Below are 21,176 nucleotides of genomic sequence, written 5' to 3'. Positions count from 1 at the left end.
CAGCTCTCCTCTTTTATGGTTATAGCTTAATTATTTTATACTTGTATTTGCGGCTTCATCAAAACTTTCGTATTCATTTAATTTTAATGTATGCAAATATTTTATAAATTCATCTTTCAGATCATCTCTCTTAAGTGCATATTCAATCGTTGCTTTAAGATATCCTAATTTATCGCCAACATCATACCTTTTTCCTTCAAAATTATATGCATAAATTGCTTCATAATTTAAAAGGGTCTTTAAAGCATCTGTAAGTTGTATCTCGCCACCTGCACCAGGTTTAGTATCTTCGAGAATTTCAAATATCCTTGGTGATATAATATATCTTCCAAGTATTGCCATCCTTGATGGTGCTTCTTCTTTTTTAGGTTTTTCTATTAGATTATTCACTCGATATAGCCTGCCATCAATTAAATTGACATCTACTATGCCATATTTATCTACATCATCTTGTGGAACTTCCTGTACGCCAATTATAGAACAATTATATCTATCATATTGCTCTATCATCTGCTTTAAAACAGGTACTTTAGCATCAACAATATCATCACCAAGTAGAACAGCGAAAGGCTCATCACCAACAAATGTATGTGCACAATATATGGCATGTCCAAGCCCTTTCGGTTCTTTTTGCCTTATATAATGTATATCGACCATATTCGTTATATCTTCAACAAGATTTAAAAGATTTTCCTTGCCCTTTTTCTTTAATTCAAGTTCGAGTTCTACTGATTTGTCAAAATGATCCTCAATTGCCCTTTTGTTCCTCCCAGTTATAATAAGTATATCTTCTATGCCGGAATTCACAGCTTCTTCTACTATGTATTGTATAGTCGGTTTATCAACAATTGGGAGCATCTCTTTTGGCTGCGCTTTCGTTGCAGGCAAAAATCTTGTTCCAAGACCTGCTGCTGGAATTATAGCTTTTCTAATTTTCATTTTCAAGCCTCCAAAATTTTATTATAATATGTATATTTAAGACACATCACTTAAACTATCAACATTTTCGCTACTAATGTCTTCTATTATATGTAGGCCTAAATCGACTAAATTCGCATTTCCAGAAACATTAAGCCTTACTTTGACTCTTCCCTTTCGTTTATCAATCTTCTCTATAAGGCCTTCATAACCTTTTAATGGTCCGTCTATTATTTTAATCCTTCCACCAATTTTAATACCTGTTGAAAAACCAATAAGATCAGAATCGTTTGTTAATGCTAGTATGATCCTTATCTCATCTTCTTTAACTTCAGCAGGTTCTGATTCATCTTTTAAAAACTTAATTAAATAAGGTAGCTTTGTTATCTTATAATATATATCATAGCACATACCAGTCTTAATAAAAACATAACCCGGAAATAAATACTTGATTTTTTTTATTCTTTGCTTCCCTTTTCTTTCCATTATAATTCTTTTCGGTATTAAAGTTTTAACAACTTTTTTATTAAAATTATTAAATAGTAAATCAATAAATCTTTTTACTTTCATCTCATCTCCTGTCTTCGTATAGATAACATACCACTTTCCCTCATCATTCACATATGCTGCCTCCCCTTTTGTGTATTTCGTCTATATATTCGACATTTATTTCTAAAATTCCTTCTTTTGTGACCGTTTACTACAAATTGGATATAAAAAAATTTTTCACATATAAAAAGGACAGAAAACTGTCCCTTTTTATATTTATTATCTTATTTCAATTCGACACCATATTTATTTAAAATTTCAGCCATTTCATTTTTAATCTCTTCAAGCCTTTTTTCGGTATCTGCTTCACATCTGACAATAAGCTCAGGACCTGTATTAGAAGCTCTGACAAGGCCCCAACCGCCTTCAAACAATACTCTTGCACCATCAATATCTATTAAATCATAACCTTTATTCCTAAAATAATCTGTAACACCTTTTACAACATCAAACTTCTTTTCATCATCACAATGAAGTCTTAATTCTGGTGTCGATGGATACTTCGGTACATCTGAAAGCAGTTCGGACAATGTTTTATCAGTATTTGAAAGTATTCTAAGTAACCTTGCAGCGGCATATGCTGCATCATCATAACCATAATATTCATCCGCAAAGAACATATGTCCAGACATCTCACCCGTAAAAACAGCATTAAGCTCTTTCATCTTTGCCTTTATTAGGCTATGGCCAGTCTTATAGAATATTGGATTGCCACCGAGCTTTTTTATTTCCTCCGGTAATGCCTTTGAGCATTTTACTTCGACGATTGCATCTGCACCTGGGTGCTTCTTCATGATTTCTCTCCAATAAAGAATCATGAGCATATCTCCCCAGATTATATTTCCTTTATCATCAACAACACCTATTCTGTCTCCGTCACCATCAAATGCAATGCCAATGTCTGCATTTAACCTTGCAACCTCTTTTATGAGATCTTCTAGATTCTCAGCTTTTACAGGGTCCGGAAAATGATTTGGAAATGTCGGGTCTGATTCACAATATAGCGGGTATACTTCACAGCCAAGGCCATAAATGATATCAGGATAAATATTTGAACATGTTCCATTTCCACAGTCAACAACAACTTTAAGCTTTCTATCACCAAGTTTTACTTTATCTTCAATCATTTTAATATAGTCATGTATTGGATATGCGTAGTTTACAGTACCTATCCCAGTTTTGAATTTACCTTCCTCAGCGATATAGTAAAGCTTCTGTAATTCATCACCATATATCGTTGATGGACCAAATGCAACTTTAAAACCATTAAATTGTGGAGGATTATGACTTGCGGTAATCATGATACCAGCATCATAATTATATAATATTCGTGAGTAATAAAAAGCAGGTGTTGATAATACTCCTACATCTAATACATCGCAACCTGTAGCATTAAGCCCTCTAATTATAGCATTTCGAATAGGCTTTGATGAAATCCTGTTATCTCTTCCAACAATAACGTCTTTTATGCCCTTTTCATTTTGAATATATGTACCGAATGCATTTCCAATAAGTTCGGCAGTTTCTTCGGTAAGGTCGTCATTCCATACGCCCCTTATGTCATACATTCTAAACATATTTTGATTCAGCGTCATTAATATCCCTCCTGTTATAAAATAATACATCTATAATAATATTATATAATAAATTGTTGCTTTCACAATACATATAAGCATAAAAATGATACAATTTCGTGATATAATAAATTAAAAAGAATATGGAGGTATTAAAATGTGCGGCAGATATTTATTTTTTGGTATTGAGGATACTCAGGAAATAAAGAATATATTATCAGAGCTAAGTCGTAAATATAGCAGTGATGCTATTTCAAATATAAAAAAAGGTGAAATATATCCTACTTATAATATGCCTGTCTTAATTAATGAAGGCAATAATAAATCCTATGAAATATTTAAATGGGGATTTAAAAATTTTAGATCAAATGGAGTCATAATAAATGCTAAAAGTGAAACACTTGATGAGCGAAAAATGTTTAAACAATTAATTAATACTAAAAGATGTTTGATACCTGCTACAGGTTTCTTTGAATGGAATCATATTGACGGAAGTAAAGATAAATTTCTTATAAAGCCTTCTAATATGGATATGTTTTTTATGGCAGGGTTATACAATACATTTAATATTAATGGTGAATACATTACATGCTATGTCATAATAACAACAGAAGCAAATGATGAAATGTCAAAGATTCATAACCGCATGCCTGTAATACTGAAAAAAGAAGTAGAAGATGTATGGTTATATGATATGTCAGCAGACATAAAAAAAATCCTCATACCATATGAGGATCACCTTTTGATTCAAAAAGTAGGATAAAATTAAAATGTACTACCGTTGTACCCCCAATTTTCCCCACTAAATTCCTGAATGACTATATAAATACTATTTTTCGGATAATTTAGATTCTTATTAAGAATATCGCATATACTTGCTGATAATCTCTCTTTTTGGTCTTTGCTTAATCTTCCTATTAACTGTATTTCAACAATTGCTCCTTTATCAAGAGGTTCGCCATGAAAATATATATCATCACCTTCTGTAAATCTAACCATGAGCCAGCTTTCACTTTTACCGGCTACATCCTGCATCATTGATGCAAATTCCTTCTTTAATGTCTCTCTCATGTTGTCACTTAATTTTTCTTTTGTTATAGAATTAATAATAGGCATTATAAACTCTCCTTTCATTTCTAAATCATCTTTTTATCTGAATAACATAGTTATATTATAGAATATCATCTAAATTGCTTCAATAGATATACTGTAGATATTTATTAATTAAAATATCTATGATAAAATTATGGTAAGTAATAATATGAGGAAGTGTTTGCTGTGAAATATAAAAAAGTAGTAATTGGACTTATATTTGCAGTGGTATTAGTAATAACGATAATTGAAGTAAGATATAATTTTTTAAATCACAAAACATATAAACCTGTTATCAATAAAAATATCACAACAGAAGAAAAAACAAAGAACACTAAAAATGTAGTTCAAAAACAAGAAAATAAACCTTCAATTGCAAAGCAGCAGGACAATAAATCTAAGGAATTGGAAGATAAATTTCAACAAAGCTTTTTATTATTCCGTCAGAAAAAATATGTCGATTCTATAAATTTAGCAGAGGAAATAATAAAAGAAGATGCTAATTTTTACGAAGCTTATACGATAAAGGGGCTTGCCCTTTCATATAATGGCAATTTTCAGGAGGGAATGAAAAATATCGACAAAGCTCTTGAAATAAATCCAAATTATGGTTTAGCAAGATACAGTAAGGCATTATCCTATGAATTGTATGGTTACTATGATGATGCTCTAAAATGGTACAATAAGGATTTGGAAGTTGAAAATTATGTTTGGACATATTATGGTATGTCAAGTATATATGGAAGGCGAGGTGACATCGAAAATACTGTTAAATATCTGAAAATCGCTATTAATATGGAACCAAACATAAAAAATCTCGCTAAGGATGAAAAAGATTTTAATCCTGTAAAGCAATCTAAGGAATTTCAAGATTTATTAAAATGAACAAAATGACCTAAAATCGAGTTATTTACCGTCCTCTCACATAACCGTACGTACCGTTCGGCATACCTCGGTTCATTATAAATTATGTACTATCTGATACCTTTCATATTTAATGTTCCTAATTTTTCTCATAATTTTTTATATATTATTATTGTACCATAAAAACAAAAATTCACTTATAATAGATTTTTGTTAATAAATCTATGACAGTTTATATTCTAAGTAATAGGTTTAGATGGATTTTTTAAAAAATTTAATAAATAGATTTTAATAAAACATTATGCTTAGAATTGTTTTACATAAGGAATATAACAGACATTTTTAACAATTGTAATTGAATTTTCTATATAAATAATTTATCATTAATAGTAGCAAAATATTATGGAATACGATACATTTAATCATTTATGAAGGGATATTATTTGATATGAGTATATTGTACAATTTAAAAAAGCAAAGCTGGATATTAATGATATGGTTATTTACAAGAATTACGCTTATATTTGTTGGATGGGCAGCAACCTTAAGAATTCCCGGCGGTCCTCTTGCAGAACCTTGGCCTTTCCCAAAGTTACCGCTTATATTCACTATGTGGGATCGTTTTGATTCCCAATGGTATTTGGCAATTGCTCAATATGGTTATAATTTGCCATATAAAACACATTATAGCCCGCAGGCTTTTTTCCCACTATATCCATTATTGATAGCACTAGTACATAGAATAACGAGTATACCTTATCTTATAGTCGGTATAATTATATCAAATATATTCTTTATCTTAGCATTATATATACTATATCAATTAGTAGAAGACCATTTTGGAGAAAAAATTGCAAGATTATCAATCATATTTATGCTAATATTTCCAACATCCTTCTATTTCTCCGCTATATACACAGAATCGCTTTTTCTCTTTGGGACGGCACTGTCTTTTTGGGCTGCTGATCATAAAAAATGGTGGGTTGCTGGAATAGGTGGGGCTATAGCTGTCTTGACGCGTAACCTCGGCATAACACTTATTATCCCACTTTCAATAATTGCTTGGAAACAATATGGAAAAAAGTCACTTAAAAAATGCTATCCAATATTGCTAATTCCTATAGCTTTCTCAATCTGGGCAATTTATTTATGGCAGTTTACGGGAAATCCGCTACAATTTATACACGCCGAATACGGTTGGGGACACAAATTAATGCCGCCATTTGTTAGTTTGGTAGTAGCTATATACAATATATTTACTGCACCACCTGCAAGCTTCCCACAAGGTGTCTATGTAAGCGCATGGAAAGCACCATTTGCTGCTCTTTACAGTACTATTGACGGAATATCTGCTCTTATAGGGCTCATCGTTCCTTTTATTGGCAGGCGTTATGGATTACCATGGTCTTGGGTTATTTATAGCCTCATAGGTACTCTTGTGCCTATGACAGCACCAACAATTTATGCTATGACGCCTTTAGCAAGCATGTCCAGATACATTGTTGTGCTTTTTCCTATTATGGTAGCATTAGCACAAATCACAATTAATCGTCAAAACCTAAAATTATCCCTTATTATTTCTCTTTCATTAATTCAGGCATTCTTTTTTACACTATTTGTAACCTGGAACTGGATTGCATGAAATGTTAGTTCTTTTATAATAGCTCAAAGAAACTGATACTTGTTCTATTATACACCCTATTGTAAGCGGAGTAGTGGATTAAGATTCAAAATATTGCATAATTTTTTATGCCCAAAGCTGAAGGAAATTCAATTGAAATTTTTTGACAAATACAACAATCTTGTTTTTTAAAAAACTTTATGCAAAGAATGTTAAAGCCATAAGAGGTTTTTGTAAATCCTATTATGGCTTTAACATCATTAATTTACAGTTTTAATCTATGTTTTTTACAATATTACCTTATTCATAAAGTAACATTTTAATTATCAACTTTTTAAGAAATCTAAATAATTATATACACCCTACTTATAGAATTTAACTTTATCAGCATCATTGAACAAATCAATCTTATGGTATATAACTTCTTTCATAGCTTTAATACATGGCGGATAAATTTCATTTGGTTCACGGATAACAGGATCCTGTAAAACTTCACGACATCTTCGATAGAATGCTTCTTTAATATCACTGGAAATGTTAATTTTAGAAATACCTATTTTTACAGATTCCGCGATCTCATCGTCTGGATTAGAAGAACCGCCATGTAATACTAAGGGAATATTTATTGTATCTCTTAAAACCTTTAACAAGTCTAATCTTAATTTTGGTTTCATATTTTTAGGATAGATACCATGAGCTGTTCCTATAGCTATTGCCAATGTATCTACGCCAGTTTTTTCAACAAATTCTTTTGCTAGCGCAGGATCTGTATAAATGATCTTGTCATTTGAGGGTTCTATATCGTTACCTGTCTTACCGATTGTTCCAAGTTCTGCTTCTACAGAAACATTTACAGCATGCGCAGTCTCAACTACTTTTTTTGTAATTGCGATATTATCTTCAAATGGCATTTGGGAAGCATCAATCATAACGGATGTGAATCCACATCTTATTGCATGAACTATCTGTTCAAAGGTTGCGCCATGATCTAAGTGGATAGCAACTGGTACATCAGATTTATATGCTTCTTCTATGACACTAGCTACAAAACTGTCTTCTACAAATGACAATTCATCCGGATGTATTGCTATAATAACTGGAGCTTGTTTTTCATGGCACGCTTCCATCACACCTTTTAATATCATATTACTGCTTGTGTTGAAAGCTGGTACTGCAAAGTGATTTTCCTGAGCTACTTTTAGTAACTGTTTCATGTTCATTAACATAATCTTTTCTCCTTTTTAATTTTTATTTTGAGAGCCGGACAGTTTGATATAATATCTTACTAAATTTATACTGTCCTGCTCAACTTGGTGCATTAATACATAATAATTAATATCTGGATTTTCCTTCAGCCTTGCTTTAATTGCTGCAATATTAGCATTCATGAAATCACATCCCACATTAATTTTATTGATACCATATTTCACAGATTTCAATATATTATCTTCACCAGAGCCCGAACCTCCATGAAGTACTAATGGCATTTTTGTTAATTCTTTAATGACTTTTAATCGTTCAAAATCAAACTTTGGAACCATGCCTTTAGGATAATTACCATGAGATGAACCAATTGAGATAGCCAGAGCGTCAATTCCTGTCTCTCTTACAAAACGTAATGCTTCTTTAGGATTTGTATACATATCGTTTACCGTAAAATTAGCTCCCTCAGTAGCTCCCATACACCCAATTTCACCCTCTACGCTTACTCCTTTGGGATGTGCATATTGTACAATTTCTTTTGTCATGGCAATATTTCCTTCCAAGCCAAAGCGAGATGCATCTACCATTACCGAAGAAAATCCATCGTCAATTGCTTTCTTAAGTAATAGTACATCTTGCCCGTGGTCAAAATTTAAAGCAACTTTTATATTGGTTCTGCTAGCAAGTATTTTTACAATGGGAGTTATTAATCCACTATCACAATGGTTTAACAAATGCTCTTGAACCACATTGATAATAATAGGAGCATTTTCCAATTCAGCGGCTTTTATAACAGCTCTCGCTGTTTCTATATTAAAGCAGTTAATTGCCATTACAGCATAATTATTCTGGTTAGCTTTTTTCAACATTTCTGTCATTGAAACATACATAACAATTCTCCTTTAAACGGTATCACAAAATGCAGTAGATGTACTCTATGATAGTTATAAAATTAATTTATTTTAATGCTTGATAAATCAAGTTCTTCTTCATCTTCATCTTCCTTAGTATCTTCTTCTATTGCATCCTTTTTTAAAAATACCAAAAGAATTGCAGTAATTATTGAGCCTACACTTAAAGCGATTAAGAAACCAAGTGGGTTATGCATAGCAGGAACAATAAACATACCACCTGAAGGAACAGGAGAACCGACTCCTAATAGCATAATCAAGATACCACCGATTGCTGCGCCGAAAGAACAAGAGAAAATAACACGTATTGGATCAACTGCCGCAATTGGAATAACACCTTCTGTAATCATACAAATACCCATTGGGAATGCAATTTTGATGTTCTCAGCTTCCTGTTTACTGTATCTTGATTTTTTTATCAACCATGATAATGTCACACCAAATGGAGGAATCATTGAAGCACAAATCTTAATTGCTTCTGGTCCATAAATCCCCTCTGCTAACAAACCATCTGCAAACAATGATGCAACTTTGTTAACAGGGCCGCCAAAATCAAATGCAGCCATAGCACCCATAATAGCACCAAATATTACTTTAGAGCCTCCATTCATAGAACGTAGGAAGTTTGTCAAGCTTCTTGAAGCTGACGCAATAGGTCCACCGATTACAAAAAACATCAATAAACCGATTACAATTGAAGAAAGTAATGGAATAATCATCATTGGCATTAACCCTTGTGCCCATTTTGGAAGTTTTAGATTGTTTTTTAAGAAATTCACAAAATAGCCAGTGAGGTATCCACCAAGCATGCCACCAAGGAAACCAGCACCAATAGCATTAGCAATCATACCCATCAATAAGCCAGGTGCAATGCCAGGACGATCAGCAATAGAATAAGCAATTGCTGCACTCATTACTGCTGGAATTAACCCCATACCAAATACACCAAGTGATACAGCTGCCTGCCAAATCGTATAGGAGTCTTTGTAATCTTTAATTATAGATGGATTTCCTCCCGCTAGATTGCCAATTGCAATTAATAAGCCAGATGCCACAACTAGTGGAAGCATAAATGAAACACCCGTTAACGCATGTTTCTTTAACTGTAAGTTTTTTAACATATTAGATCTTCTCCCCTCTGTTTTTAATAATTTTTTATAATCCTAATTCTTGTTGGATTTTATTAATCAGTGCTTTTGGAGACTTAATTGCAACTTCAGTAGGAACATCAATGACTTTTTTGCCTGAAAAGCGTTCTCTGCCCTTTACTTTGATATCAGCTGCGATGATTACAACATCAGCTTCTGCAATATCACTTACTTTAAGTTCATCTTCTGTTCCAATAGTTCCTTGAGTTTCAATGTGAATTTCATGTCCCAAACTTTGTGCAGCGCGCACCAATTTTTCTTTTGCTATATAAGTATGCGCAATTCCAGATGTACAAGCTGCAATTCCTACAATCTTCATAAATCTTCCTCCTTTCTATATTTATTCTCCTGCAAATATTTGATAAATCTCTTCAGGTGTTTTCACTTTTTGTAGCCTTTCACATACTTCATCATCTGCTAATTTTGTCGCCACTTGTGAAAGTAAACGAATATGAGCACTATCCCTGTTCTCCTCTTTCACAGCAAACAAAATAATAAAGCGTACCGGTTTATTATCTAATGTTTCCCATTCAATGTCTGTTTTAGTTCTACCTATAGCTAATGATGTTTTACTAACAAATTTTGATTTTCCATGAGGAATTGCTATCCCATTGCCAATACCTGTAGAACCCAAACGTTCTCTGTAGTATACATCATCCAAGAAAGCTTCCTTGTCTGATAAAGCTCCTGCATTATATAGTAATGTCGTTAATTCCCGTAATACTTCGTCTTTTGTTTTTGCTTCCATATCAAGTTTGATTGTTTCAATTTTAATTACTTTTGCTAAATCAGTTGCCATAATCTTCATTTCTCCTTCATTCAATTCAAAATAACTCTTCACATCTTTTCTATTCACACATTTTTTTAAATAGTACATGGACCCTTCAAAGGTATGAAGATGATATATTTCTGATAATAAATGAGTTATTATATCAGTATTATCCATTGCTATATAAAATACGATTTGCTTCTTCAGTTTCCTGATATCATTCAATGCAATTGCTAAAATAGGTTGCTTGCTATAGAATCCCATTTCCACTTTTATGTCATCACCAAGTGAAATTTCGTGAAAATTGATATTGGTCTGGTATTTTTTATTTAATTGTTCAACAACCTCATCATACTGCTTATTGAAATAAATATTTTCCTCTGTTAGATATTGGTTAATATATAATGTACCTATTTGTTTTCTATCAGTTTTCACTGGTTTTTCTACTAAAAGTTTGTATATATTTTGAATATCCTGATCATTTAAAAACGTAGATACAAGGATATAAGGTTTTTCTCTAATATCTATTGGTACTGTTGATACAATAAAATCAATATCATCCATGTTACGTTCTTTTAACATGCTAACTGATAAAATATCTACAATTTCCCAATCCGGAAAAGCCCTCCGGATCCTTGTACTTAACAATTGTGATGTTCCATAACCACTTTGGCATACAACCAGGATACGTCTTTTAACAATTGATCGTTCTAATGCTAGTTGATAATATAATGCCAAATATCCTATCTCATCCATCGGAATCGTTTTTAGCTTTAAATCATATGTTGCCATTAATACAGCTGCTTTACATATATTCAAAATGTCCGGATATTCTTCTATAATGTCTCCTATTACTGGATTTGATATTTGAATATCGTAGTCGAGTCGGTTCAGCATAGGACGTATATGCATCAATAACCCTTCCATTACGATTTCATCATTTAAAATATTTATATTCATAATTTTTTCCATAAAAGATGTCACTTTTTTTGCAAAAATATTCGCCCTTTGATTTAATTCATTTAAAACCTCATTAGCATTCTCACTCATATTTTTCACTAATCCAGAAGAGATAAAATATTGATATAAATAGTAAATTTCTGATTCTCCTAATTGTGTCTGAAAATCTTTGTTAATTTGATTAACAATATTTTTCGCCTCTTCATAAGCTTTTTCATATTTCAAATTATCGGACCTTTTTGCAATATCTACCTCTATTTGCTTTCCTTCCAACCCCCTGGTCAATGAAATCAAAATATGAGTCAAAATGTTGATGTAATAAGGATCATTCAAGAGACAATTATATTTCTTTTCCAATTTAACAAGAAGTTCATTAACATAAATAATCTTATCTTTTTCAAAAATTTCTAATAATGCATTTAATGTAGATGCATCAATGCGCGTTGACAGCTCTTCAATAGTCCAATCTTTATCCACTTCCTTCGAGTATTCAATTAGGAGAGATTCAATAGCTCTTCGAATATCATTTTCTGTTCCTACTATCCTAGTCCCTTTTATGTTTTTCTCCAGTTTGAGGTTAAATTGTGATATCCATTTTTCAATATAACTCAAATCATTTACTATGCTCGTCTTACTAACGTAATACATATCGGAAAGTTTTTGTATAGAAGTACTCATATGTGAACTAATCAACAAGTTTTTAATAATTTCAATCCTGCGTTCTTTGATTGAAATATTTTCATGCTTTCTTTCTTGTCTCTCAAGATCGTTAAGTAAAAGCCATTTGGCATTTTTTGCATTTACAATCATAATGCCTGTACCTCGTTTACGGTCTAACATAATATTAAATTTATTCAGATATTTCTCTATCACCCTTAGATCCTTTTGAATGGTTTTATTGGAAGCATTTAATAAATCAGCAAAGCTTTTAATTGTTTTATAATTTGTTTCTTCCAATAATAATTTTATAAATTCTATCTGGCGTTTAGTAAGACTAATCAACGTTTACCTCCTTTCTTTTATTCTCCCTCTGCCCCACAAGTATAGGATATCATATTGTTCAAATATGTAAAATAACAAATAAGTTCCTTTAAAAAAGGAACTTATATAACAACTCTCTATTAAATGCAACTGCGTGTTTTTTTATTTATAAAAAATAAGCCACTGTGCAATTTACACAGTACTTTTTGTTTAATTATAGTTTATTATTTTGATTTTTATAAAACATTCAAAATGAAATTATGGCATCTTATTAAAAGAGAGGCAATTGTTTAATTTTATTTTCTTTTGTATTTTATCGTTTCTCACATCAATAATTAGTATTTCTGCATTTTTTGTAAACGGCAAATACTTTCAGATAAATTTCGGAAAATAATTTTCCTGAATTTTTTTCCATATGTCCATTAAAAAATGATTACCTATACTCAAGCCTATAACTTTTACCTGTTATTTTAAAAAGTCACATCTGTATGTTAAACTTCTGTATCCTTTTTATCTACAATTTTCACCTTAGTTCTATTGATTTTATAATAAAATATACTATTGTAACAAAAATTATTATCAATAAAATAGCAATAGACCCGATTCCAAGTTCTTTAAACTTCCCTAAAGCTATATATATATCTTTATATAAGATAAACGAAAGCAAAAAAATAACCTCTACCTTTAAACAAGTCATAAGCGTACGCGCATTTCTATATTGGCGCTCTGCATTTTCCTCAGTAATTTCAGGAATATAATTAAATATATGAGGAAATCTACTTATATATGAAAACATAAAATATAATAAAATGCTCACTATAGGTATTAAAAAAAGAGTTCCTTTGCTACCCCAAGAATATGGATTACCAGATAAACTATAATGTATTGGAACTTTATTTGGAAGATATGGCCAATACCTAATAAATAGTAATAATTCTAAAATGAGATTAATTATTACTATTATTTCGATAACTTTTTCAAATGTTGAAAATTTTAACTTTAAAACAGGCCTATTTTTATACATTTAATTTTCATTCCTTTCATAAATTTTTAGTTAATCTGAGCCGTTGTTAATGTTCTTTTCTCTATTCAATACCTTTTTATTATTCCTATCTATTTAATAAACTGTAATGCCCTTGTACATCTTCATTTTATAGCGCTGTTTTTCCAATGTCTACTATATCTTTGTATAGTTTTGACATAAAAAGCAAAAAACTATACAAAAGTATAATCTTAAAATTTAATCTATATCTATTAAATTTAATTTAACCGCTTTTGTAACTGCTTTCTGAATGCTTTTTACGCATAGCTTCTCAATTATTTTCCTCTTATGATATTTTACAGTAACTGGTTTAATTCCAATCTCTCTTGATATGGCCAATTCTTTATAACCCTTTGCAAGCATTAGCAATATCTCTATCTGATTATCAGTTAAATTTATATTGCAGTTATTTAGTTATTGCTCTTTTATATTGGTTTTATATTCATCGGCAATTTTATCTGCAAGCAATTCTAAAACTATAGTCATTTCATCTGCCATGACATATTCTATCGTCGATACATCAAAATATCCTATTATCTTTTCATCTACAATGATAGGCGCTCAATACAATACCATTTTTTCAAAATGTCACAGAAATGATGCTGAGGTTCTAAATAAACTAATCTTCTTAATTGCATCGCCATTGAAATAGCATTTGTTCCTACGGCTTCTTCTTTAAAAGACATACCTATTCTAAAACCTGATTTATCTATGCAACTGTGTGTTTTCTTATTCATCTTATATTTAAAAGATAACCATTGTCATCAGTTAATAAAAATATGTATTCTCCTTTAGTCTGATTTAAAAAATTATCAACACAATTGTGAAATACATTAATAAGTCCTATGTTTTTATTTAATCTAATTTGTGTCTATGTTACACTAAAAGTACCCCAGTATTTCAGTTGAAAAATCCCCCACTTTAAGATAAAATTTCTCTCATGTAATAAAATACATGAGGGAGTGATGGAGTTGATTTCTTTGAAAGACAAACAGGAAATAATATTATCATATATAAGAGATGGTAAATCTCAAAGACAGATATCTAGAGAAACTGGTATTGATAGAAAAGTTATTAGAAAATATATTAAAAAATATGAAGAAAAGAGAAGGGACTTGATAAATGAATGGAAAATAGATGTAAATACAGATATTCAAGAGATTATTGATGATATAGTTGAAAAACCTAAGTACAACATTGAAAACAGGCATAAGATAAAGTTAACTGAGGAAGTGATAAATCGCATAAAATTTTATCTTAGAGAAAATGAGCAAAAAAGGTATTTAGGACAGTCCAAACAACAAAAAAAGAAAATTGATATATATAATGCCTTAAGAGAAGAAGGCTATGACATAGGTTATACATCCGTTTGCCAAGCAATAAATAAGATATTAAATGAGCAAAAAGAAGCATATATAAAGGCGGAATATCAACTTGGAGATGTGTGTGAATTCGACTGGGGTGAAGTCAAATTATTTATAAAAAGCGAGTTAAAAACATTTCAGATGGCGGTATTTACAAGTGCCAAAGGCAATTACAGATTTGCAAAACTTTTTCCAAAACAAGATACTTCATGCTTTCAAGAAGCACATGTATCATTCTTTGAAGATATAAAAGGCGTTTATCATACTGTAGTATATGACAATGCAAAAGTTATGGTTAAAAAATTTGTAGGAAGGAGTGAAAAAGAACCAACAAAAGGACTTTTAAAACTATCAATATATTACTGCTTTAAATTTAGATTTTGCAATACATATCGAGGCAATGAAAAAGGACACGTTGAAAGAAGCGTAGAATTTATAAGAAGAAAGGCATTTTCTAATAAAGACTACTTTGACTCATTGGAAGAAGCTAATAACTATCTTTATGAAGTATGTAAAAAGCTGAATAATACAAAAAATCATTTAAAAGACAATAAGTCACCTGCAGAGATACTTGAAGAAGAGAGACCGTATTTGCTGCCGCAATTACCACCATTTGATGCAGCAAGATGTGAAGACTTGCGGGCAGATAAATATTCAACAATAGTTATAGACTCATGTCATTATTCTGTACCGGATGCTTATGTCGGTAAAATCATATTTACAAAAATATATTCGCATAAAATACTTTGCTATTATGACAATGTAAAAATTGCCGAACATGAGCGAATATACGGATTTAACGAATGGTCAATAAAAATAGAGCACTACTTGAATACACTAAAGAAAAAACCTGGGGCCCTGCCTTCAAGCACAGCGCTTAAACAGGCAGACCCAAGGTTGCAAAATATCTACCATACCTATTATACCACCAGGGAGAAAGAATTCATAGATCTCTTGCAATATGTAGGTATAGTAGGTATGCAAAAAATACTTGATGCTATTGAGAAATTGAGAAAAATAGATCCAATTGATATTACAACAGATAAAATAAAAATAATATGCGAAAGAAAGGTTGATGAATATATAGAAAAGACAAAAACAAATAATGAAATAGAAGATAAATCAAAAGAAATGCTGAAAGAATTCGGCAATTTAATACCTAAAGAGGCCGAAAATTTCAAAGAGGAGGCCGTCATTTAAAATGAATAAAAAAGAAATATCAAAAGAAATAGAACAATTTGCAACAAGCTTAAAACTACCAGGGATAAAGAAATATTTTAGAGAAGATACAAAAGATGCTGCAGCAAGAGATATAAGCTATGAAGAATACTTATACGGATTGCTCCAGAAAGAATATGATCTAAGACAGGAACATGCGAAAGAAAATCGTATAAGACTAGCTAATTTTCCATACAAAAAATATCTAGAAGACCTAAAAGTAGAGTATCTACCAGATGATGCGAATAGAAAATTAAAGATATTAAGTTCACTTGAATTTATTAAGAATGGACAAAATGTAATACTTGCAGGAAATCCAGGTACAGGCAAAACACATATAGCAATAGGACTAGGCATAAAAGCTTGTTTGGCAGGATATAGAGTACTATTCACAACAATTCCAACTTTAATAAATCAATTAAAAGAAAGTAGATCAGAAAGAACATTACACACTTTTGAAAACAAATTTGCGAAATACGATCTAGTAATAGCAGACGAACTTGGCTATATCTCTTTTGACAAAGAGGGATCTGAGCTTTTATTTACAAACTTATCATTAAGAGCAGGAAGAAAATCAACGATAATAACAACAAACTTATCATTTGAAAGGTGGGCTGAAATATTTCAAGATCCAGTGATGACAGCAGCGATGGTAGATAGACTAACACATAAAGCCTATTTAGTAAATATGAATGGAAATTCATATAGACTTAAAGAAACGGAGGAATGGATAAAGAGTCAGAATATTGCTTAATTTTTTACACACTAAGTGGAGGAAAATTCGATTGAAATTTGGCGCATCTTTCACTTGACAAATGCAATTTGTAAATCTTCTTCTTTTAAAGTTATAACAGGAGACAGTAATGAGCTAATAAGACCTATCTCCATACATCTTTTATATGAATAAAGTATCTCATTATATATTTGTAATTCTTCCACAAAAACTCACCTCATTAATTACTCACAGACACGTTCTATAATGCCCCCATCTGTCAAGACAATTTTTTTTAAAAATCTAAGTTAGATTTTTGCACCTCCTTTATTTTGATAATTTTATATAAAATGTAAGTTAGATACATGAACTGAAGTTATTTAAGTGTTTAGCCTCATTACAATGAGTGCATACCATTTTAGATATTTAGACAGCTATATTATCATCAACATTTTGGTGTTCCACAATGTTGCATACTACTGATGCATCAAGACATGGAATGAGAAGCTCACCCCAAGGACATGGTATAAGTGTGACAGATTTAACCTGTTCAGTAGATTAATAACTTTACACAGCTTGCACAAGAATGCTAGATTTGCCGTAATAATATTCAGCAAGCGTTCTATTCCCTAACGACTGGTGTGGTCTCTTGTTGTTGTAGTATTCAATATACTCTTGTGTTATTTTTCTTAATTGATGCCCAGTCTCGCAATCCTCCAGGTATAACTTCTCCCATTTGTAGCTTCTGAAAAACCGCTCTATACGGTGATTGTCCAATGCTCTTCCTTTACTATCCATAGATATTTTTATATTATTTTCTTTCAGCAAGTTTATATAGTCTTCACATGTAAACTGTGAACCTTGGTCACTGTTCATGATTTCTGGCACTCCATGCTGTTTTATGGCCTTTTTGAGTGTATCAATAACGAATGTATGTTCAAGTGTATTAGACAAAGTATATCCTAGAATATACCTGGAATACCAGTCTATAATGGCTACTAGATACATAAAGCCTCGCTTCATCCGGCAATATGTTATATCTATTGACCACACCTGATTAGGATGATCAATGTTTAACCCTTTTAATAAGTATGGATAGAGGTATTTGTTATGCAATCTCTTACTAAGATTTGGTCCAGGGTAGAATCCGTGTATGCCCATTTCCCGCATATAGCGGCGAGTCCTTTTACGGTTTAATGATTCCATAATCCCTCCTTAGTATAGTTGTCATTCTGCAATAGCCATATTCAGGATGGTCTGTATAGACTTCATCGATAATACACTTACTTAATCATGTATTCTTCATCGCTTATTTGCACAGGCTTGTAATAAAGGTTTGTGCGATTAATGCTTAGGAGCTTAGCCTGCCTGCTAATACTAAGCTTTTTATCAACCCTATCAATCATTTTCATGTGTTCCTCACGAGATTTAGAATTGGTAAGTTTTTTTGAGCCAGGCGTTCTCATAAGAGAGCTGCCCTATTTGTTTCAATAATTCTTCCTTCTCCTTTTCATATGATTTTTTGACCTTTTCTAAATCGTCGGTTTCTTTGCTAAATACCTTTGCTGCATTATTGACAAATTCTGTATTAAGCGGCTAATCATATTCGGATGTATTTCATATTCAGCAGCGATTTCATTAAACGTTTTTTCTTCTCGCAATACCTCTAATACAATTTTTGCTTTTTGTTCTGGTGTAAAATTTCTTCTCTTATTCATAACTATATTCTAACTTATTTTTGCCTTTTTGTCTGTCTAGTTTTCTGGTATCATTATATGGAAAAAGACTGTTCTATTCTACTTGCACATCCTAAGTATGTTATGGCTATTCATTGTAAAAAATGTCTTGATAAATTGGCATTATAGTTTTTTTGCCAGATAATAAGAATATAATATTGGAACAAAAATTACTAGAATCAATCCTATAATTATTGCAATTAAATACATAGTTTGTGATTTTGCAAAAATATTAGCTATAAAAATACTACCTCCTAGCATCCAGGAAACTGCACCTACCCTATGAGTTTTATTCCATACTTCATCACTTTTTAAAGTCCATTTTGTTTTTATACCTATAACCTCATTACGCTCTAACTTAGTAAACGTAAATGAAAACCCTAAAAATATCAATCCACATATTACTGAAACCACTTTTGGAAAATTCAAACTAAGATTTATATTTGTTGAATATAAAATCAAGACGCATGGGAAAATACTTATAACCATTACAAATAGCCAATCTATTTTATTTAATAATTTCTGATTCTGTTCACTAGAAATCTTTTTTGCCCTGTAATTAGTAAATAGCAATGTTATTAGATTAACTACGAAATAGTAAACAATAAATGATACTTTATTAATTCCAAATATTGAATCTTGGATATCTTGGTACAAGAAAAATATAACGATGAATGGTATAAAAAAGCATGCCCAATATAAAATCTTCTTATATCCTTTAAACATATTATCCCTCCTCGTATAATTAAATATTAAATTCTTTCAACGGTTAAACTTTGTTCAAAGTTCTCATAATAATACAAAGAACCTTTTTCATACGTTATATAAGAATATTCTGGTAGAATCACATTATATCTATTTTCATCTTTTTGTATGATTTTCATAAATCCAAACTGAAATTGGTTACTTGACAACACAAAATAGTTGTTAATGCCTCTTTGGTATATATGAGGTAATAAGAATATTAGTATATCATCAAAGTAATATTTCTCATTAATAATTATTTTTTTGTCTTCATTAAAAATAATCATCTTTTTACCTAACAAATTTTGTATTGTATACTCTAAGTTTTTAACAAAATAATTTTCATCCATACATACATTAAAAATGGTTTTATTATCAATATGTTGCAATTCTGTTTTATAACTATATCCACTGGAGTTCTTTGTAAGAATAATACTCTTTTCCCCAATAATACTTCCTCTTAATTTTAATTGATACAAATATTCCATTACAACCCCGTCCTTAGCGTATTCTTATAAAATTCTATAGTTAGTATTAATATCGATTTATGTCTATATTAATAGAGTATTTCTAAAAACAAAACAACGTAAATAGAAATAACAAGTTTAATAACTCGTTACTTCCATTTACAAATTCATATATATCTTTATGATGGCCAACAACCAGTACCTTTCCAAACGAAAGCTACTGCTGCAACAACTGCTGCTACTGCAACTGCGGCATAACTGTATACACCTCCAACATTCCACACTACTCCTGCTACTGCAACAGCAATTGCTAATCCTGGAGTGCATTCTGGAGTAATTGTACCATTGTTTTCTCCAATCTTTACTACTGGTTTTTCATATGTCATTTTTATCCCTCCTTCTTTTTAATTTTTATATTAAACTAAGATTTCACAAAACTTTAGTTTAATAACAACTTTAGGATACCTTTCTTCTAAATAAATACATAACAGTGTCACCATCAATCGTTTCATCAGTTAATAAAAATCTCTTATCTGGGTTCATATTATCTAAGTATTGATTGAATAGTTGATTATTATGTTCTAATAAAATCAGCCAATTGATTGCCTTGTTCCTTTTCTTTGAAAATCCTGCATTTTTATGCGTAATTCTATTTTCAATCCAACTTAAAAATAAGGACATTTTTTTGTTGTCAATTTCTTTTGCAAGTTCAATTTTAGTTACTGCAAGATAATCTAAAGTTAATGCAAAATCCTGATAATCAAAACTAACTATTCCCAAAAACACAATTTCCTCTTGTTTTCTTATGATAAAGCTATATGCAAAATTATTAACAATCGCCTGTTCTAAAAAACTCCTCTGAATAATATTCTTTCTATATCTATAAGGATTACAATACTCGTACTCACATTTACTACTTTGAACTAAAAATTCAGATACAGTCTCTAATAAAGTAAATTCGATAGTGTGTTCACCAAAGGATTTAAAATATTGATATTTATATGGATTTTTATTATCTACCCAACCAACAATTCCAAATCTCCATAACATAAATAAAACTTGCTCTACATCTTCTTGCACTACTTCCAATGATATAACCTTATAACGTTGATAGAATAAACTAATAATTTCTTTAATACATCTCTCACCATTAATAGAATCATAAATAAACTTTGCAGTTTTATTTAGCTCAATCTTCTCATTATTAAAAAGCAATTTGGGTATAATTATTTGAGAATCATTATCGGTATATTCTTTAATAATATTATTTTTATTAATTAAGGGAATATACTTGTCCACATTT

At 30.9% G+C, this 21,176-nt stretch carries 21 protein-coding genes and 1 pseudogene; 5 read left to right on the top strand and 17 right to left on the bottom strand.

Annotated features, from left to right (window positions below):
• Nucleotides 1-30 precede the first annotated feature (30 nt).
• The 3 genes from galU to CPG45_RS13660 all read right to left on the bottom strand — a co-directional run bounded on the left by galU (nt 31) and on the right by CPG45_RS13660 (nt 3,062).
• The gene (galU, locus tag CPG45_RS13670) at nt 31-939 is read right to left on the bottom strand and encodes a UTP--glucose-1-phosphate uridylyltransferase GalU (RefSeq protein WP_096232418.1); all 909 of its coding nucleotides are present in this window, start codon (nt 937-939) and stop codon (nt 31-33) included.
• Nucleotides 940-975: 36 nt separating this feature from the next.
• Complete coding sequence (gene loaP, locus CPG45_RS13665; RefSeq protein ID WP_096232417.1) at nt 976-1,539, bottom strand: antiterminator LoaP; 564 nt, start codon at nt 1,537-1,539, stop codon at nt 976-978.
• A gap of 152 nt (nt 1,540-1,691) precedes the next feature.
• Entirely contained in the window at nt 1,692-3,062 is a 1,371-nt protein-coding gene (locus CPG45_RS13660; protein ID WP_096232416.1) for a phosphomannomutase/phosphoglucomutase, read from the bottom strand.
• A gap of 136 nt (nt 3,063-3,198) precedes the next feature.
• On the opposite strand from CPG45_RS13660, the gene CPG45_RS13655 reads away from it, so the two are divergent.
• Nucleotides 3,199-3,804, top strand: a complete 606-nt coding sequence (locus CPG45_RS13655; RefSeq protein ID WP_096232415.1) for an SOS response-associated peptidase — start codon at nt 3,199-3,201, stop codon at nt 3,802-3,804.
• A 2-nt stretch (nt 3,805-3,806) separates the two neighbouring features.
• Here CPG45_RS13655 and CPG45_RS13650 read toward each other — a convergent pair whose 3' ends face one another.
• Complete coding sequence (locus CPG45_RS13650) at nt 3,807-4,157, bottom strand: phenylpyruvate tautomerase MIF-related protein (RefSeq protein WP_096232414.1); 351 nt, start codon at nt 4,155-4,157, stop codon at nt 3,807-3,809.
• Nucleotides 4,158-4,319: 162 nt separating this feature from the next.
• On the opposite strand from CPG45_RS13650, the gene CPG45_RS13645 reads away from it, so the two are divergent.
• Both CPG45_RS13645 and CPG45_RS13640 read left to right on the top strand, forming a co-directional pair.
• Nucleotides 4,320-5,018 (top strand): tetratricopeptide repeat protein, encoded by a 699-nt coding sequence (locus CPG45_RS13645; RefSeq protein ID WP_197702820.1) that lies wholly within the window; start codon nt 4,320-4,322, stop codon nt 5,016-5,018.
• 427 nt (nt 5,019-5,445) lie between these two features.
• Complete coding sequence (locus CPG45_RS13640) at nt 5,446-6,639, top strand: glycosyltransferase family 39 protein (protein ID WP_096232413.1); 1,194 nt, start codon at nt 5,446-5,448, stop codon at nt 6,637-6,639.
• A gap of 341 nt (nt 6,640-6,980) precedes the next feature.
• Here CPG45_RS13640 and CPG45_RS13635 read toward each other — a convergent pair whose 3' ends face one another.
• From CPG45_RS13635 to CPG45_RS17705, 7 genes are all read right to left on the bottom strand, one after another.
• On the bottom strand, nt 6,981-7,844 hold the full coding sequence (locus CPG45_RS13635) for a ketose-bisphosphate aldolase (RefSeq protein WP_096232412.1): 864 nt from the start codon (nt 7,842-7,844) through the stop codon (nt 6,981-6,983).
• A gap of 15 nt (nt 7,845-7,859) precedes the next feature.
• Nucleotides 7,860-8,711, bottom strand: coding sequence for a class II fructose-bisphosphate aldolase (locus CPG45_RS13630; protein WP_096232411.1), 852 nt, complete (start codon nt 8,709-8,711; stop codon nt 7,860-7,862).
• A gap of 62 nt (nt 8,712-8,773) precedes the next feature.
• Nucleotides 8,774-9,853, bottom strand: coding sequence for a PTS fructose transporter subunit IIC (locus tag CPG45_RS13625; RefSeq protein WP_096232410.1), 1,080 nt, complete (start codon nt 9,851-9,853; stop codon nt 8,774-8,776).
• Nucleotides 9,854-9,887: 34 nt separating this feature from the next.
• Complete coding sequence (locus tag CPG45_RS13620; protein WP_015311257.1) at nt 9,888-10,199, bottom strand: PTS fructose transporter subunit IIB; 312 nt, start codon at nt 10,197-10,199, stop codon at nt 9,888-9,890.
• A gap of 21 nt (nt 10,200-10,220) precedes the next feature.
• On the bottom strand, nt 10,221-12,611 hold the full coding sequence (locus CPG45_RS13615) for a BglG family transcription antiterminator (RefSeq protein WP_096232409.1): 2,391 nt from the start codon (nt 12,609-12,611) through the stop codon (nt 10,221-10,223).
• 502 nt (nt 12,612-13,113) lie between these two features.
• Entirely contained in the window at nt 13,114-13,614 is a 501-nt protein-coding gene (locus CPG45_RS13610) for a DUF1648 domain-containing protein (RefSeq protein WP_096232408.1), read from the bottom strand.
• Nucleotides 13,615-13,830: 216 nt separating this feature from the next.
• Nucleotides 13,831-13,995, bottom strand: coding sequence for a helix-turn-helix transcriptional regulator (locus tag CPG45_RS17705; RefSeq protein WP_231968792.1), 165 nt, complete (start codon nt 13,993-13,995; stop codon nt 13,831-13,833).
• Nucleotides 13,996-14,597: 602 nt separating this feature from the next.
• Between CPG45_RS17705 and istA the strand changes: the two genes are divergently transcribed.
• Nucleotides 14,598-16,196: an IS21 family transposase gene (istA, locus tag CPG45_RS13600; protein WP_096230064.1), complete on the top strand. Its 1,599-nt coding sequence runs from the start codon at nt 14,598-14,600 to the stop codon at nt 16,194-16,196.
• 1 nt (nt 16,197) lies between these two features.
• The gene (istB, locus tag CPG45_RS13595; protein WP_096230063.1) at nt 16,198-16,968 is read left to right on the top strand and encodes an IS21-like element helper ATPase IstB; all 771 of its coding nucleotides are present in this window, start codon (nt 16,198-16,200) and stop codon (nt 16,966-16,968) included.
• A gap of 50 nt (nt 16,969-17,018) precedes the next feature.
• Here istB and CPG45_RS17980 read toward each other — a convergent pair whose 3' ends face one another.
• From CPG45_RS17980 to CPG45_RS13570, 6 genes and pseudogenes are all read right to left on the bottom strand, one after another.
• On the bottom strand, nt 17,019-17,153 hold the full coding sequence (locus tag CPG45_RS17980; RefSeq protein WP_255405069.1) for a hypothetical protein: 135 nt from the start codon (nt 17,151-17,153) through the stop codon (nt 17,019-17,021).
• Between the two features lie 340 nt (nt 17,154-17,493).
• A pseudogene (locus CPG45_RS13590) lies at nt 17,494-18,644 on the bottom strand (IS3 family transposase).
• A 141-nt stretch (nt 18,645-18,785) separates the two neighbouring features.
• Nucleotides 18,786-19,388: an SdpI family protein gene (locus CPG45_RS13585; RefSeq protein WP_096232407.1), complete on the bottom strand. Its 603-nt coding sequence runs from the start codon at nt 19,386-19,388 to the stop codon at nt 18,786-18,788.
• 26 nt (nt 19,389-19,414) lie between these two features.
• Complete coding sequence (locus CPG45_RS13580; RefSeq protein WP_096232406.1) at nt 19,415-19,894, bottom strand: hypothetical protein; 480 nt, start codon at nt 19,892-19,894, stop codon at nt 19,415-19,417.
• Nucleotides 19,895-20,052: 158 nt separating this feature from the next.
• A complete protein-coding gene (locus tag CPG45_RS13575; RefSeq protein ID WP_045412721.1) occupies nt 20,053-20,259 on the bottom strand; it encodes a hypothetical protein in 207 nt (68 codons plus the stop codon).
• Between the two features lie 70 nt (nt 20,260-20,329).
• Nucleotides 20,330-21,172, bottom strand: coding sequence for a PqqD family protein (locus tag CPG45_RS13570; RefSeq protein WP_157732420.1), 843 nt, complete (start codon nt 21,170-21,172; stop codon nt 20,330-20,332).
• Between the last annotated feature and the right edge of the window lie 4 nt (nt 21,173-21,176).

Source organism: Thermoanaerobacterium sp. RBIITD (assembly GCF_900205865.1).
Taxonomy (GTDB): Bacteria; Bacillota; Thermoanaerobacteria; order Thermoanaerobacterales; family Thermoanaerobacteraceae; genus Thermoanaerobacterium.
Note: the sequence above shows the minus strand (reverse complement) of the source record. Positions and strands in the feature narration are given on the sequence as shown.